Genomic DNA, 14494 nt, shown 5'->3' with positions numbered 1-14494 from the left:
AATACCCTCATGAACCGCATTTTGGGGCAGTTTTACAATGCGTGTACTTTCGTGTACGTGCACCAATTGTATGCTAGAATATTGGTTATGAGCCTTGACTTAAAGGGGTATAAATGATGGATGAATTTCGCTTAATAGAACGGATTCATAATACAATTGAAGATAAACAGCCAGGTGTGCGTGTCGGAATTGGGGATGATGCAGCAATTATTCAGCCAAATGCTGAATTGGAGACGATCTGTTGTGTCGACACGCTATGCGAAGGTGTGCATTTTAAACGATCAACGATGAAACCGGCAGACATTGGCTATAAGGCGCTCGCTGTAAACATTAGTGATGTAGCTGCAATGGGTGGAAAGCCTAAATATTACCTTGTATCCATTGCTGTTCCTCGTGGTTGGTCTGATGATGAAGTTCTTGAAATTTATGATGGAATGCAAAGCTTGGCACAGCAACAAGGGGTTCATCTCATTGGCGGTGACAGTGTGACATCAAAAAGTGAACTATACATATCTGTGACGGTTCTCGGTGAAGTGGCAAAGGGAAGGGCGTTACTTCGAAGTAGTGCACGCGTCGGTGATGTTGTTTTCGTTACGGGTTCATTAGGAGGTTCAGCTGCAGGTCTCGAGCAGTTATTAAATCAAGATGCTAACCCGAACAAAGCATTTGTTGAGGCGCATCAACGACCGCTGATGCATACTGGGGTTGCGCAAATGTTCACCGAGAACTCAACGAGAATGGCATTGAATGACATCAGTGATGGTTTATCAAGTGAAATATGGGAGATTGCTGAAAGTAGTGACGTTCATATTGAACTTGAGGAAAGCAACATCCCGATGCCAGAGTTGATGGAAGAGACGTTTGGGCGCGAACTTTCTTTGCGGTTTGCCTTTAACGGTGGTGAGGATTTTCAATTGCTAGGTACGGTTTCGAAAGAGGATTGGCCACGTATTGCTGAAGAGGCAAAACGTATAGGAGATCCACTTACAATAATCGGTCATGTCATCGGAAAAGGTGCAGATGTGACGTTAAACTCGACCACACAAAAAACACGCCTTGTGCGTGAAGGATATACACATCGTTCTTGAATAGAGGTGAGGGCATGAGAGAATACGAAATATTGACGAATGATACAGAAGAAACGATGCGTCTAGGGGAACAGCTAGGACAAGTCGCCAAACCAGGGGATGTTTATACGTTGGACGGGGATTTAGGTGCAGGGAAAACGCATTTTAGTAAAGGCTTTGGAAGAGGCCTAGGTGTTCAAGGGAATATCAATTCTCCAACATTTACCATTATCAAAGAGTATAAAGGAAGGCTTCCTTTTTACCATATTGACGCGTATCGCTTGGACGAGAGCGATGAGGAAGATCTCGGTCTCTCTGAATTTGTTGATGGAGACGGAGTAACAGTCATTGAATGGCCATCACGATTGAGCGTACCATTGCCTGAAAATACCGTTCATATTACCCTCCAACGACTTGGAGAGCAAGAGCGACGTTTACAAATCAAAACAAATGCTTTGCATTATACATCTGTGTTGGAGGTGTATGAATGATGATTCTTTCTATGGATACATCCACGTATGTGTTAGGTACTGCAATCGGTACAAACAGCGAGATTGTTGCAGAGTGGACGACGTACAAAAAAGAAAATCACTCTCTTCGCCTCATGCCAGGCATTGATGAGGTGATGAATCAAGCGAATCTGGAAATGAAAAATCTAACCGGCATTGTTGTGACGACGGGTCCTGGATCATATACAGGGGTGCGTATCGGCGTCGCTACGGCTAAGGCGATGGCGAGTTCATTGGACATCCCCTTATATGAAGTATCTTCACTTGAGCTGTTAGCCCAAAATGGGAAGTATACGAGCACCGTGATTTGTCCGTTTATTGATGCTAGACGAGGGCAAGTATATGCTGGTTTGTATGAATCAAATGATGGAGAAGTTTCTCAAATCCGTGAGGACGAGCTTGTGCTGATGAGTGATCTGCTAAAAGAACTGGACACGCTCGAGCGCAACGTTCTTTTTCTAAGTTTAGATCTAGAAAACCATAAAGAACAAATCCAAGAAGTTCTTGGCGAACGAGCAATATTTGGAGGCGCGACAGACAACCGCACGAAGCCAAGTGAGATGATCCATTTGGCAAGTAAAAAAGATGCTGCAACGAATGTAGACACGGTTGTCCCCCGGTATTTGCAATTGGCAGAGGCGGAGAAAAATATCCAGAAAGAATCTCGTGATGATGGGTAATGGTGCTCGCGAATTGGTGAACATTAGACGGATGACGGTTGCTGACATACCGGCAGTACTCATCGTTGAACAGGACGTATTCACGATGCCGTGGACAGAGCACGCATTTGTTAATGAGCTTGTGAAGAATCCGTTTGCTCATTATTTCGTGTTAGAGTTAGACGCACGAATCGTCGGATATGGTGGTGTTTGGCTCGTCATGCAAGAAGCGCATATCACGAATTTTGCTATCCATTCTTCCGTGCAAAGGCATGGGTATGGTGAACAGTTATTTCAAGAAGTTTTGGAGACGGCAAAGCAATACGATACGAGAAAGATGACGTTGGAAGTTCGCACGAGCAACACGGCGGCACAACGGTTATATGAGAAATTTGGATTTGTGAAGACGGGGATCGAAAAAGGATATTATACGGATACAAAAGAGGACGCTTTTGTTATGACGCTTGAAATGGAACCTAGTTAGAGAGGAAGATGAAGCATTGTTAACCCCTACAATTCTTGCTATTGAGACGAGCTGTGATGAGACAGCCGCAGCAATCGTTCGAGGTGGAAAAGAGATCTTGAGCAATCAAGTAGCGTCGCAAATTGCGATTCATGAACAATTTGGAGGCGTTGTGCCAGAGGTTGCCTCTCGTCACCACGTTGAAAATATGACAACGGTGATCAAGCATGCACTAGCTGAAGCGAACCTTACGTATGATGATATTGATGCTGTGGCGGTTACTGAAGGCCCTGGCCTAGTAGGTGCTCTGTTAGTCGGTGTGAATACGGCTAAAGCGGTTGCGTATGCACACAACTTACCACTGCTTCCAGTTAATCATATTGCAGGTCACATTCATGCGACGAACTTGGTTGATACGATTGAATACCCTGCGATGGCACTTGTTGTTTCAGGTGGACACACGTCTTTAGTCTACATGGAGACAGAGGGAAGTTATGAGGTTATTGGCGAGACAAGAGATGACGCTGTTGGTGAAGCATATGACAAGGTAGCTCGCACCATTGGTCTACCGTATCCAGGCGGACCACACATTGATCGGCTCGCCAGAGAAGTGGAACCAACGATCGATTTTCCTAGGTCATGGTTAGAGGAAGATACGTATGATTTTAGTTTTAGCGGATTGAAGTCATCGGTCTTAAACTATGTGCACAATCAAAAGCAAAGAGGCGAAGACATTCACGCAGAAGATATTGCAGCGAGCTTTCAAGCAAGTATTGTTGAGGTCCTCGTAGAAAGGGCATCGCGAGCGGCGCTCTCTTATGACACGAAACAGCTCATTGTTACAGGTGGAGTGGCTGCAAATCAAGCGATACGCAGTGCTATGAAAGATAAGATGGAGCGTATCGGTGTGCAACTCATCATCCCACCTTTATCTTTATGTACGGATAATGCAGCCATGATTGGTGCAGCTGCGTTTGTAGAATGGAAAAAGAAGAACGTTGCTGATTTGAAATTAAATGGGGTACCAAACCTCCCTCTTACTACACATGTGAGGTGAAAACAGAATGTCACGAATTACTTCTCGAAAGGCGGTCTCTAAAGCCGCTGAAGCTGTATGGGCAGCAAATAAATACTTCGTCCTCGCTTGCTCACAATCAGCATATCGGGACATTCGCCATCATTTACGTCCAAACGAACGCGATGTGAATGCTGCGTTTCTTCGGTTAAAGGAAATTGACAGGACTTATAGAGGAGTGCATTCCGCGGACTTGCCTGAGCTGTCCAATGCGCTCTACCACCTGCTCGGATACTTTAAATCTGATTTACTCACCGAAGAGCGTCAATATCTTCAGACTCGAGTAAAAGAAGATCCTGAGGAAGTTCTCGAGAAACTGGAGACGTACACATTTGCGTATGATAAGACGTATTTAAAAAGTTGCCGCCTATGGCAACGTGATCGTTCTTTCTCCCTTGTCCCTGTTGGTTTAAAGATTGAAGGAGAGCTAAGCGAAGCTTACGTTTGGGACTGGCAAGGAGATTATATTTGCGATGATAATTGATAAAAAAGCCAGCCTATAGGTCGACTATAGGCTGGCTTTTTGTGTCACTTTACTTCTGCTGACTGTTGAGTATAGTTCAGTTGTGGTCTGCGTAATGAGACGATTGCAAAACCAAATGCAATTAGAACGAGAACCGCTCCGAAGCTTGCGAGACTCATTACTGTTCCTGTAAATGCAAGTACGAGTCCTCCAACTGCTGAACCGATGGAGATTCCAAATTGCAAAGCGGAAGTGTTTAAACTTTGCTGGATGTCGGATGTTTTTGGCGCCGATTGAATTAAATAGTTTTGCATTGCCGGAGTGAGTGCCCAGCTTAGGCCACCCCATAATGCGGTAAACACGAGGAACATTAATAGATATCCGGTCGTGAAAGGGATGACGAACAGCACGACGGCAAATGTGGATACGACAGCAAGTATGGACGTTCTTGATCCAAACTTGTCACTGAGTACACCGCCGAGTGCATTCCCGCCAATAGATGCTACACCAATGATTAGATAAGAAATACTAATCCATAGCGGTTCCATCTGAAACGCTTCTTCAAGAAATGGTGTGAAATACGCATAAAGCACGTAGTGACCGGCGAGCATGAACAACGTAACTAAATGAGCAGTGCTAATCTTGATGCTTTTCAACGATTGTACTTGCTCACGGATCGGTACAACTTTCTCCACAGGCATCTTCTCAATGAGCAAGCTCACAAGAATAATTGAAAGCAAAGATAGAAGGGCAATGCCTAAAAAGACCGTTCTCCAATCCAATACTTCTGTTAGGAATATACCTACTGGGACACCAAAAACGAGAGAAGAGCTGATTCCCATAAACACAAGGCCAATCGCTTTTGCCCGATGGCTAGGTTTTACAATTTTCGCTGTTATGGTTAACGATAAGACGACAACTAGAGCCGTACTCATGGCTGTAATAACACGGGCAATCATAACGAGAGCGAAAGTCGTACTAAAGTACGTCATGATATTTCCAAGGGTAAAGATAATGAGTGCAATGATATATAATTTCTTCCGTTCAACTTTCGCAGTTATTGAGATTAATACAGGTGCTGAAATTGCGTAAACAAGGGCAAACACGGTAATGAGCTGACCAGCAGATGCAATGGTTACATCCAAATCAGCAGCAATGACAGGCAGTATACCCCCAACGATTAACTCCACGAGACCGACTGAAAAAGCTGCGGCGGCGAGAATGTACACTCTCCAATTCATACAAACAACCTTCTTCCTGTTTAGTAGTGATGGCGTTCATCATCGTTCAGGAAGACATAAAAAAATTCCTGATTACAAAAATGAAAACAGCCATTTTTGTAATCAGGAATTATCGGTTCCTGGTAGAGACCCTCAAACCATATCATTGAGGTTATACAACAGTTGATTATATTAGCACATGTCTTAAGCATTGGCAATCGTTTTATGATTGCAATTCCTGCCATTCTTCCAGGAGTTCTTCAATCTTTCGTTCATTTTGTTCGATATCTTCTTGGATCTTTGCCGCCCGAGCGAAGTCTTCGTATACGTCGGGCTGGAGAATAAGTGCTTGTAATTGTTCGGTTTCCGCCTCTAGTTGTTCAATGGCTTCTTCTAACATATCAATCTGTCTTTGGCGTTTGCGCGCTTCTCGTTTATCTTCTTTGCCTTGCATAAAATCTTTCTTTGCGGTTTGCGATGATTCAGGTGGGGCGGCATTTACTACACGGTCGTCAGTAAGTTCAGCAAGTCGCAGTCGTTCCCGCTCTGCTTCTTCTTCTTTTTTCTCTAAATAATAGTCATAGTTTCCGAGGTATTCAATAAGGGAGCCTTCATGAAATTCTAGTGTTCGTGTAGATAAACGGTTTAAGAAATAACGGTCATGCGAAATGAATACGCTCGTCCCTGGATAATCCAACAACGCCTCTTCAAGCACTTCTTTACTGTCGAGGTCCAAATGGTTCGTCGGCTCATCAAAGAGTAGCAAGTTTGCCTTTTTCATCATCAGTTTAGAAAGAACAAGTCGTGCTTTCTCCCCGCCACTCAGACTGTGGACAGGTTTTAGCACATCTTCCCCACTAAATAAGAAACGACCGAGAACCGTACGGATGTTCCGTTCATACACATGGGGATACTCGTCCCAAAGTTCTTGAAGCACGGTTTTACTCGCGTTCAAATCACGCTGTTCTTGGTCGTAATACCCTACAGTTACTTTGCTCCCGTGCAGCACATTTCCGTTCTCGGCTTCAAGACGCCCACCGAGGATCTTCAAGAGCGTGGACTTCCCAGTGCCATTCGGTCCAATCATCGCAACACTCTCACCGCGTGTAATCGCTAGATTCACTCCGGTGAGAACGGGCAAGTCACCATACGAAAATGAGAGGTCTCTCACACTGATTACATCATTTCCGCTCTTTTGTTCAATATCAAAAGAAATCGATGCACTCTTTTGATCAGAGAGGGGAGCGTCGATTCGATCCATTCGTTCTAATTTTCGGCGACGGCTTTGTGCACGTTTCGTCGTAGAAGCGCGAACGAGGTTTTTTTGGACGAAAGTTTCGAGCTGTTCAATTTCTTCTTGTTGTTTGTCATACGCTTTTTGTTGTAATTCTCGACGTTTATCGCGCTCAATGAGGTAATCTGTGTAATTGCCTGTAAAGACGGTCGCTTGCAAATGGGCAATTTCATATACTTTTGTTACGATTCGGTCAAGAAAATAACGGTCGTGGGAAACGACGAGAACAGCGCCATCATACCCGTTCAAGTAATTCTCTAGCCATGATAGTGTATGAATGTCCAGATGGTTCGTCGGCTCATCAAGAATGAGCAAGTCTGGTTTTAATAAGAGAAGTTTAGCGAGGGCCAATCTCGTTTTTTGGCCACCACTAAGCGTCTGAACTTTTTGGGTGTAATGTAAGTGATCGAAATTTAACCCAGATAGGATGCTGCGAATGTCCGCTTCATAACGGAAGCCACCTTTATTTTGAAAGGCTTCTTGTTTGTCATCGTATTCTTTCAACGTCTGTTCATACCGCTCGGGGTCCTCAAATACTTTTGGGTCAGACATTTGTTCTTCAAGTGCTCGGAGTTCATGTTGAAGCTTGATGACCTGTTCATACACGGTAAGCATCTCGTCCCAAATGCTGCGTGTCGAGTTCATGCCCGTGTCCTGGGCGAGAAAGCCGACGTTCACCGATTTGGGCATAATCACTTCACCGCTGTCATAAGACATTTCACCGGTAATAATTTTGAGTAGTGTTGTTTTTCCACTACCGTTGCGGCCAACGAGCGCAACACGTTCCCCGCTTTTGATTTCCATTTTTATATCTTGTAATATGGAGTCGACTCCAAATGATTTCGAAATTCGGTCACATTGCAGTATGATCAATGGGCTCATCCTTTTACGCAGACATCTGCGAGACTGTTTAGTCTAACGTTATAAGACAACGTCGGATAGGTCAAGCGTACAGCGACTTTGGTGAAAACATGTTATAATACTAGCTGTAAAGAGAAGACCGATCGTGAGGGAATGCCTATGGAGGAACAACAGAAAATACCCCAGGCAACAGCTAAGCGCTTGCCTTTATATTATCGTTATCTTGAGAACCTATATGGTTCTGGTAAGTTACGCGTGTCCTCAACAGAATTGAGCGAAGCGGTGAAGATTGACTCAGCAACCATTCGAAGGGATTTTTCGTATTTTGGCGCTCTAGGTCGTAAAGGATATGGTTATGATGTTCATTATTTGTTATCATTTTTCCGCAAAACACTCGATCAAGACGAGACGACACATGTTATATTAGTGGGTGTTGGGAACTTAGGCAAAGCGTTGCTTAACTATAACTTTGCCAAAAACAACAACACGCAAATCGTTCGAGCATTTGACAATGATCATTCACTTGTCGGTCACGAAATCGGCGGGGTCACCATTAGTCATATGGATGAACTAGACGAAAAGGTAACAACCGACATTAAAGCGGCAATCCTCGCCGTTCCGTCAGCTGTTGCACAAACGGTTGCAGATCGCTTGGCAAATACAGGTATTCAAGGCATTATGAACTTTACTCCTACGAGACTGAGCGTTCCTGATCACATCCGTTTGCATCACATTGATCTTTCGATTGAATTGCAATCTTTAATATACTTTCTCAAACATTACCCTCTACAAACAAAGTAATATAAAGGAGGAGACACTATGAATATTGGATTTGGCAGTATACTCGTAATCCTCATAGCTGCACTCATCGTCTTTGGTCCGAATAAGCTTCCTGAAGTAGGACGTGCGACGGGAAGTGCCGTACGAGAGTTCCGAAAGGCAACTCAGAACGTTCTTAACGATACGAAGAAGAATAAATAGATGGAGAACACAATGATTATGATTTGGATGAAGGACGGGTGTAGATGAAACAACAAGACATGACTTTTCTCGCCCATTTTGAAGAACTGCGCAAACGATTAATTATCGTTGCGATTTATCTTGTTGTCGGTATGGCTGGAGGATTTCTAGCTGCGCCTACGGTCATTGAATACTTACAAAATATCCCACAAGCCCAAGACTTCCCGATGAACGCCTTTCAGCTTACTGACCCGTTGCAAGTGTATATTAACTTTGCTTTTGTCATCGGTTTAATCTTAATTGTTCCAGTCATTTGGTATCAAATGTGGGCATTTGTTTCCCCAGGTTTGGCGGATAAAGAGAAGAAGATTACGTTATCTTATATCCCACTTGCGGTTTTGCTTTTCCTCGGTGGTATTGCCTTTTCTTATTATATCCTCATTCCTTATCTATTAGAGTTTTTAGCTAGTATCGGGGACCGACTCAACATTACAGAGCAATACGGAATTAAAGAATACTTTTCTTTCTTATTTCGGTTAACGATTCCGTTTGGGTTCTTATTCCAGCTGCCGGTGCTCATTATGTTCTTAACCCGACTCGGCCTCATTTCGCCGATGTTTTTGCACCGAATTCGGAAGTACGCCTACTTCGTACTCATTGTTATCGCAGCATTTATTACGCCACCGGAACTGATTTCCCACCTTATGGTTACCGTACCGTTATTGCTACTTTATGAATTAAGCCTCGTCATCTCTAGGGCGGTTTACAAGAAACGATTAAAAGAAGAAGCTGAAGCACAACGGCAAATGGCAGAGTCTGACACATATTCAGAGTAAACCTAAAAAAACTGAGCTCATTCAACTTGGAATGGGCTCAGTTTTTATTTTCGTAAAATCATACGTATGTACAGCAAACGACTGTGAAAGGTGATATTCGCCCCAACCATTCGTGGTTGGGGCGAATCGAAAAGCGTTCATCATTGATTGCTTTGGCTTTGTTTTCGTTTTTGTAAGTTGTGCCAGGCGAGCATGTAATCAGCCGCGGCAATGCTTATAAATAAAACCGAAAAGAATTCCCAGCCTTCCGTTTGTACATGAACGATCGCAAACATAACAAACAAATTCCCGACTAAGAAATACAATACCGCTAGAATAAGCGGATTCATGAGAAGAACACGCCAATTAACGGTGTAATGAACTGCGTCATCTGCTCAACATTTTCCATCATTTCCAAAACGTCATAGCCTAGATACTCAAGAAGGATCGGTAATGAGGCGACGGCGTTCATGAGACAGTGTGCAATGATCGGGACGATAATGCGGTTCGACATCACATAGACGAAAGCAAAGGCAAAACCTGCTCCTGCATAGACGAAAATATTCGCGATCTCCATGTGAACAATGGAGAAGGCTAAGGAGCTCAATCCAGCAGCAAAGAAGAAGTTCATATGTTTGTATAACTTGCCGAAAATCACTTGTCTAAACAAAATCTCTTCCATGATCGGACCGAAAATGACAACCGCAAGCAACATAATTGGAACCGAACTCATGACTTCTAATAACATCATCGTGTTCTCAGATTCACGGGGGGCTCCGTATAACCCAGACTGAATAGCAAATCCGAGGTTCTGACCAATGAGCGCAAGAGCGACACCGGCAAAGATCCAACCAATCGTTGGCCCTATATTAGAACGGGGTTTCTCCGGTCTCATGAGCGGATGTGCGTTTCGAATAAGCAACATCATCGTAACTGCACCGAGGAAAAACGGAATGACGACAGCCATGGACATGGCTGTTTCTAAACTCATGTTAGAAAATAAACCAAACACAATGCTCAACGTCAGCGATAGCACTTGGGCAACAATAAATGCGATCACAACGAGCCAGTATCGTAGCGTGTAACTCAAGGAACAAAACTCCTTTAGGTTCGGGAATTAAGAAAAAGCAATTCTATTGTAGCATGTCACAACGCGTATTGTCTGAAACAACATTCGTAACAAAAAAATTTCGTCAACCACTTGCAAAATTTAGGTGAAACTTTTATTATTGAAAGTGGAATTAGCACTCGTCGTGAGTGAGTGCTAATAAATCCCTTGTACAGTCACTGAACCCAGTATAACAACTGAAGAAGAGACGTGCTTACAACATAACTCAAAGGAGGTTGTTTTCCTTGTTAAAACCATTAGGTGATCGTGTTGTTATTGAACTAGTTGAGCAAGAAGAACAAACAGCGAGCGGGATTGTACTTCCTGACTCTGCTAAAGAAAAGCCACAAGAAGGTAAAGTTGTAGCTGTTGGCACAGGTCGTGTCACTGAAAACGGTGAGAAAGTAGCTCCAGAAGTAAGTGAAGGCGATGCGATTATCTTCTCTAAATACGCAGGAACAGAAGTAAAGCACGGAGACAATGAATATTTGATCTTACGTGAAAGTGATATTTTAGCCGTCATCGGTTAAGGAAGTTTCTCTTAGGCTCGCTGCCTAGATACATTTATTTAGGAGGTAATTTCAATGGCTAAAGATATTCGTTATAGTGAAGACGCACGCCGCGCAATGTTAAGCGGTGTTGACCAACTCGCAAATACAGTTAAAGTTACACTCGGACCTAAAGGACGTAACGTTGTTCTTGAAAAGAAATTCGGTTCACCACTAATTACAAATGATGGTGTGACGATTGCAAAGGAAATTGAGCTTGAAGACAACTTTGAAAACATGGGTGCACAACTCGTATCCGAAGTTGCGAGCAAGACAAACGACATTGCCGGTGACGGTACAACGACGGCAACGGTTCTTGCACAAGCGATGATCCAAGAAGGACTTAAAAACGTTACATCTGGTGCAAACCCAATGGGCGTTCGTCGTGGAATCGAAAAAGCTACAGCAGTTGCTGTTGAAGAACTTCAAAAGATTTCCCGGGAAATCGAAGGTCGCGACTCGATTAAGCAAGTAGCATCTGTTTCTGCAAACGACGAAGAAGTTGGCGAATTTATCGCTGAAGCGATGAGCCGTGTTGGAAACGACGGCGTTATTACTGTTGAAGAATCAAAAGGATTCACAACAGAGCTAGAAGTCGTAGAAGGTATGCAATTCGACCGTGGATATGCATCACCTTACATGGTTACGGATAACGAGAAGATGGAAGCAGAGCTTGAGAATCCTTACGTCCTCATTACAGACAAGAAGATCTCAAACATTCAAGAAGTTCTTCCAGTTCTTGAGCAAGTTGTTCAACAAAACCGTCCTATCCTCATCATCGCTGAAGATGTGGAAGGCGAAGCACTTGCAACACTTGTGCTTAACAAACTTCGTGGAACATTCAACGCTGTCGCTGTGAAAGCACCAGGCTTTGGTGATCGTCGTAAAGCAATGCTTGAAGACATCGCAGTTCTTACAGGCGGAACAGTTCTTACAGAAGATCTTGGACACGACTTGAAGTCAGCAACGATTGACCAACTCGGTCGCGCGTCTAAAATCGTTGTTACAAAAGACAACACAACAGTTGTTGAAGGTGCAGGAGCGCCTGACCAAATTACAGCTCGTGTAAACCAAATCAAATCACAAGCAGAAGAAACAACTTCTGAATTTGATAAAGAAAAACTTCAAGAGCGTCTTGCGAAGCTTTCTGGTGGGGTTGCTGTCCTTAAAGTAGGTGCAGCTTCTGAAACAGAAATGAAAGAACGTAAGCTACGCATTGAAGATGCTTTGAACTCAACACGTGCAGCGGTTGAAGAAGGCATGGTTTCCGGTGGTGGTACAGCATTTGTTAATGTGTACAACTCTGTTAAAGCGATCCAAGCTGAAGGAGACCAAGCAACAGGTGTCAACATCGTTCTTCACGCGCTTCAAGCACCTGTTCGTCAAATTGCACACAACGCTGGCCTTGAAGGGTCTGTCATTGTTGAGCGTTTAAAGACAGAAGAAATCGGTGTTGGTTACAACGCGGCAACAGACGAGTGGGTAAACATGTTCGACGCAGGTATTGTTGACCCAACAAAAGTAACGCGTTCAGCACTCCAAAACGCAGCCTCTGTATCTGCTTTGTTCCTAACAACAGAAGCAGTCGTTGCCGACCACCCAGAGCCAGAAGGCGCCGGCGGCGGAATGCCTGACATGGGCGGCATGGGCGGCGGAATGCCAGGAATGATGTAGTTCCGGCATTCGAGCCTAAATAAATTCAACCCCGAGCTAAATTCTATGAATTTAGCTCGGGGTTTTTTACTGTTTCAAAGGTTAACTTGCAGGTAGTGAGGTGGGTGAGGACGGATTGTCGAAAGTGTGGACACCTGTGTCGAGTATGTGCACATCTGTGCCGAAAGTGTGCACTTCGCTGTCGAATATGTGCACATCCATGTCGAAAACGTGCACACCCGTGTCGAAAGCGTGCACTTGGAATTGTACCTATGGGGTAGACACATACTGGTTGGAGATTTGACACACGTCGATGCAAGGGACGTACATATGGTGCAAACCTTTACACTCATTCTTTTCTTAAATACGGCTAAAATTCGGGGCTTTGTTCAAGTTACCTGTAACAACAATGTCCAACGTCACTTATTCTCCATATATCAGCATCAACTCTTAGTTGCAGAACGAGTAGTTTTCTACTAGTATTTATTATGTTTAAATCATACTAAATATATTACACACCAGGAGGTTTTGCACATGAGAAAGTCATGGCATATGGGTATTGGGACTGTCGGTTTAGTTGCAATAATGACGGCCTGCAGTTCTGATGAAGAGGAAGCAGATGTTGAAACAGGGGATGGGCATGAAACTGAGGAGATAGCAGAAGTAGATGAAGACGAAGAAGCAGAGGATGCAGATGAAGAAGTTGAACAGATGACCGCTCCAGATGATTTCGCTGTTATTGCTCACCGCGGGGCGAGCGGGTATGCTCCGGAAAGTACTGAGTATGCCTTTGATCTTGCACTAGAAATGGACGCAGATTATTTAGAGTTTGACGTGCAAATGACCGCTGATGGCGAGCTTGTTGCTTTTCATGATGATGAAATAAGCCGAACGACAGACGGAGAAGGAGCGATTGGTGATTATACGCTTGAAGAGCTGAAGGAACTAGATGCCGGCTCTTGGTTTAATGAAGAGTATCCAGAGTATGCAGATGAGGCGTATGAAGGCGCAGAAATTCTCACTGTCGAAGAGATTATTGAGTTGTATGGACCTGACGAGAATTATTACATTGAAACGAAATCACCAGAAATTAACCAAGGAATGGAAGAGCCACTCGTTGAGATTGTCGAAGAGGCAGGGCTTGTGGACAACGGAACGGTGCTTTTGCAGTCATTCAGCCCGGAGAGTTTGAAAATGATGCATGAACTGAATGCCGATATTCCACTCATACAACTGCTATGGTGGGAAGTGGATGAAGAAACAGGAGAAATAGAGGAGTGGCTAGATGTCACACCCGCTCCAGTAGATATGACAGATGAACATTTTGAAGAGATCGGCTCATATGCCGCAGGTATTGGCGCACATCTCGACTATTATGATGGTACAGAAGTAATTGATGAAGCATTTGTTCAACAGTCATTGGACCATGGATTTCATTTTCATGTGTATACGGTAAATGATCAAGACGATATGCAACGTCTCGTCGATTGGGGCGTAACCGGGATTTTCACTGATTTCCCTGACCAGCTTCATGAAGTGCTAGAGAATGGATGAACAAGTGTAGAATAGAATGAAGAAACCGAGCATATTAGCGTGTATGCTCGGTTTTCTTGGGTTTTAAGTGAAAATGCGATAAAATCCCATCATAGACTCAGATCATAAAGAGACAAAATGGACTTCAGTCAAGAAAGTAGACACTAAAAATTGAGCGCCCAAGTATAAAAGCCTACCGCACTGCGTTTGGTCCATCCTGCGTGGAGGACGTTGAAAATCACAACATCATCCACGCAGGATTTTTG

Annotated in this window: 17 protein-coding genes and 1 riboswitch; of the genes, 13 read left to right on the top strand and 4 right to left on the bottom strand. The window is 43.9% G+C overall.

Annotation, left to right across the window (positions count from 1 at the left end):
* Window positions 1-116: 116 nt before the first annotated feature.
* From thiL to ACE1TF_RS19775, 6 genes are read left to right on the top strand one after another with little or no spacing between them, the layout of a single operon-like run.
* The gene (gene thiL / locus ACE1TF_RS19800) at window positions 117-1088 is read left to right on the top strand and encodes a thiamine-phosphate kinase (RefSeq protein WP_375019316.1); all 972 of its coding nucleotides are present in this window, start codon (window positions 117-119) and stop codon (window positions 1086-1088) included.
* 14 nt (window positions 1089-1102) lie between these two features.
* Window positions 1103-1558: a tRNA (adenosine(37)-N6)-threonylcarbamoyltransferase complex ATPase subunit type 1 TsaE gene (gene tsaE, locus ACE1TF_RS19795; RefSeq protein WP_375019314.1), complete on the top strand. Its 456-nt coding sequence runs from the start codon at window positions 1103-1105 to the stop codon at window positions 1556-1558.
* The gene (gene tsaB, locus ACE1TF_RS19790) at window positions 1555-2256 is read left to right on the top strand and encodes a tRNA (adenosine(37)-N6)-threonylcarbamoyltransferase complex dimerization subunit type 1 TsaB (RefSeq protein ID WP_375019312.1); all 702 of its coding nucleotides are present in this window, start codon (window positions 1555-1557) and stop codon (window positions 2254-2256) included. Before tsaE ends, tsaB begins: the two co-directional genes overlap by 4 nt.
* Before the next feature lie 16 nt (window positions 2257-2272).
* On the top strand, window positions 2273-2719 hold the full coding sequence (rimI, locus tag ACE1TF_RS19785; RefSeq protein ID WP_238544760.1) for a ribosomal protein S18-alanine N-acetyltransferase: 447 nt from the start codon (window positions 2273-2275) through the stop codon (window positions 2717-2719).
* Between the two features lie 16 nt (window positions 2720-2735).
* Window positions 2736-3755, top strand: a complete 1020-nt coding sequence (gene tsaD / locus ACE1TF_RS19780; RefSeq protein ID WP_375019310.1) for a tRNA (adenosine(37)-N6)-threonylcarbamoyltransferase complex transferase subunit TsaD — start codon at window positions 2736-2738, stop codon at window positions 3753-3755.
* 7 nt (window positions 3756-3762) lie between these two features.
* Window positions 3763-4257: a DUF1722 domain-containing protein gene (locus ACE1TF_RS19775; protein ID WP_375019308.1), complete on the top strand. Its 495-nt coding sequence runs from the start codon at window positions 3763-3765 to the stop codon at window positions 4255-4257.
* 44 nt (window positions 4258-4301) lie between these two features.
* Here the strand turns inward: ACE1TF_RS19775 and ACE1TF_RS19770 are convergent, their stop codons facing one another.
* On the bottom strand, window positions 4302-5477 hold the full coding sequence (locus ACE1TF_RS19770) for an MFS transporter (protein ID WP_375019306.1): 1176 nt from the start codon (window positions 5475-5477) through the stop codon (window positions 4302-4304).
* A 79-nt stretch (window positions 5478-5556) separates the two neighbouring features.
* A riboswitch (purine riboswitch) is annotated at window positions 5557-5656 on the bottom strand.
* A gap of 23 nt (window positions 5657-5679) precedes the next feature.
* The gene (locus ACE1TF_RS19765) at window positions 5680-7632 is read right to left on the bottom strand and encodes an ABC-F family ATP-binding cassette domain-containing protein (RefSeq protein WP_375019304.1); all 1953 of its coding nucleotides are present in this window, start codon (window positions 7630-7632) and stop codon (window positions 5680-5682) included.
* Between the two features lie 138 nt (window positions 7633-7770).
* On the opposite strand from ACE1TF_RS19765, the gene ACE1TF_RS19760 reads away from it, so the two are divergent.
* The 3 genes from ACE1TF_RS19760 to tatC are packed head-to-tail and all read left to right on the top strand — an operon-like array spanning window position 7771 to window position 9407.
* A complete protein-coding gene (locus ACE1TF_RS19760) occupies window positions 7771-8412 on the top strand; it encodes a redox-sensing transcriptional repressor Rex (protein ID WP_375019302.1) in 642 nt (213 codons plus the stop codon).
* 18 nt (window positions 8413-8430) lie between these two features.
* Window positions 8431-8592 (top strand): twin-arginine translocase TatA/TatE family subunit, encoded by a 162-nt coding sequence (locus ACE1TF_RS19755; protein ID WP_081829355.1) that lies wholly within the window; start codon window positions 8431-8433, stop codon window positions 8590-8592.
* A gap of 44 nt (window positions 8593-8636) precedes the next feature.
* Window positions 8637-9407 carry a twin-arginine translocase subunit TatC gene (tatC, locus tag ACE1TF_RS19750; protein WP_042402830.1) on the top strand — a complete coding sequence of 257 codons (771 nt, stop codon included), beginning with the start codon at window positions 8637-8639 and terminating at the stop codon, window positions 9405-9407.
* Window positions 9408-9547: 140 nt separating this feature from the next.
* On the opposite strand, the gene ACE1TF_RS19745 is transcribed toward tatC, so the two are convergent.
* Both ACE1TF_RS19745 and ACE1TF_RS19740 read right to left on the bottom strand, forming a co-directional pair.
* The gene (locus ACE1TF_RS19745) at window positions 9548-9736 is read right to left on the bottom strand and encodes a DUF4305 domain-containing protein (protein ID WP_375019299.1); all 189 of its coding nucleotides are present in this window, start codon (window positions 9734-9736) and stop codon (window positions 9548-9550) included.
* Window positions 9733-10476, bottom strand: coding sequence for a CPBP family intramembrane glutamic endopeptidase (locus tag ACE1TF_RS19740; RefSeq protein WP_375019297.1), 744 nt, complete (start codon window positions 10474-10476; stop codon window positions 9733-9735). The genes ACE1TF_RS19745 and ACE1TF_RS19740 overlap by 4 nt, the downstream gene beginning before the upstream one ends.
* Window positions 10477-10739: 263 nt before the next feature.
* Here ACE1TF_RS19740 and groES point away from each other — a divergent pair, with 263 nt between their 5' ends.
* From groES to ACE1TF_RS19725, 4 genes are all read left to right on the top strand, one after another.
* Complete coding sequence (gene groES / locus ACE1TF_RS19735; protein ID WP_042402835.1) at window positions 10740-11024, top strand: co-chaperone GroES; 285 nt, start codon at window positions 10740-10742, stop codon at window positions 11022-11024.
* 54 nt (window positions 11025-11078) lie between these two features.
* Window positions 11079-12716, top strand: a complete 1638-nt coding sequence (gene groL / locus ACE1TF_RS19730) for a chaperonin GroEL (protein ID WP_042428898.1) — start codon at window positions 11079-11081, stop codon at window positions 12714-12716.
* A gap of 86 nt (window positions 12717-12802) precedes the next feature.
* Window positions 12803-12976, top strand: a complete 174-nt coding sequence (locus tag ACE1TF_RS20475; protein ID WP_483867169.1) for a hypothetical protein — start codon at window positions 12803-12805, stop codon at window positions 12974-12976.
* Between the two features lie 253 nt (window positions 12977-13229).
* Complete coding sequence (locus ACE1TF_RS19725; protein WP_052363969.1) at window positions 13230-14249, top strand: glycerophosphodiester phosphodiesterase; 1020 nt, start codon at window positions 13230-13232, stop codon at window positions 14247-14249.
* Window positions 14250-14494 lie beyond the last annotated feature (245 nt).

Origin of the sequence: Geomicrobium sp. JSM 1781026 (assembly GCF_041949955.1) — a bacterium.
GTDB lineage: Bacteria > Bacillota > Bacilli > Bacillales > Marinococcaceae > Geomicrobium_A.
Note: the sequence above shows the minus strand (reverse complement) of the source record. Positions and strands in the feature narration are given on the sequence as shown.

Bases quoted from the DNA above. Each gene is read 5' to 3' on its own strand.
- ACE1TF_RS19770 (WP_375019306.1), bottom strand. From the start codon at position 5,477: ATGAATTGGAGAGTGTACATTCTCGCCGCCGCAGCTTTTTCAGTCGGT.
- ACE1TF_RS19755 (WP_081829355.1), top strand. From the start codon at position 8,431: ATGAATATTGGATTTGGCAGTATACTCGTAATCCTCATAGCTGCACTC.
- tatC (WP_042402830.1), top strand. From the start codon at position 8,637: ATGAAACAACAAGACATGACTTTTCTCGCCCATTTTGAAGAACTGCGC.
- tsaB (WP_375019312.1), top strand. From the start codon at position 1,555: ATGATGATTCTTTCTATGGATACATCCACGTATGTGTTAGGTACTGCA.
- ACE1TF_RS19725 (WP_052363969.1), top strand. From the start codon at position 13,230: ATGAGAAAGTCATGGCATATGGGTATTGGGACTGTCGGTTTAGTTGCA.
- tsaE (WP_375019314.1), top strand. From the start codon at position 1,103: ATGAGAGAATACGAAATATTGACGAATGATACAGAAGAAACGATGCGT.
- ACE1TF_RS19760 (WP_375019302.1), top strand. From the start codon at position 7,771: ATGGAGGAACAACAGAAAATACCCCAGGCAACAGCTAAGCGCTTGCCT.
- thiL (WP_375019316.1), top strand. From the start codon at position 117: ATGGATGAATTTCGCTTAATAGAACGGATTCATAATACAATTGAAGAT.
- ACE1TF_RS19765 (WP_375019304.1), bottom strand. From the start codon at position 7,632: ATGAGCCCATTGATCATACTGCAATGTGACCGAATTTCGAAATCATTT.
- ACE1TF_RS19745 (WP_375019299.1), bottom strand. From the start codon at position 9,736: ATGAATCCGCTTATTCTAGCGGTATTGTATTTCTTAGTCGGGAATTTG.
- groL (WP_042428898.1), top strand. From the start codon at position 11,079: ATGGCTAAAGATATTCGTTATAGTGAAGACGCACGCCGCGCAATGTTA.
- ACE1TF_RS19775 (WP_375019308.1), top strand. From the start codon at position 3,763: ATGTCACGAATTACTTCTCGAAAGGCGGTCTCTAAAGCCGCTGAAGCT.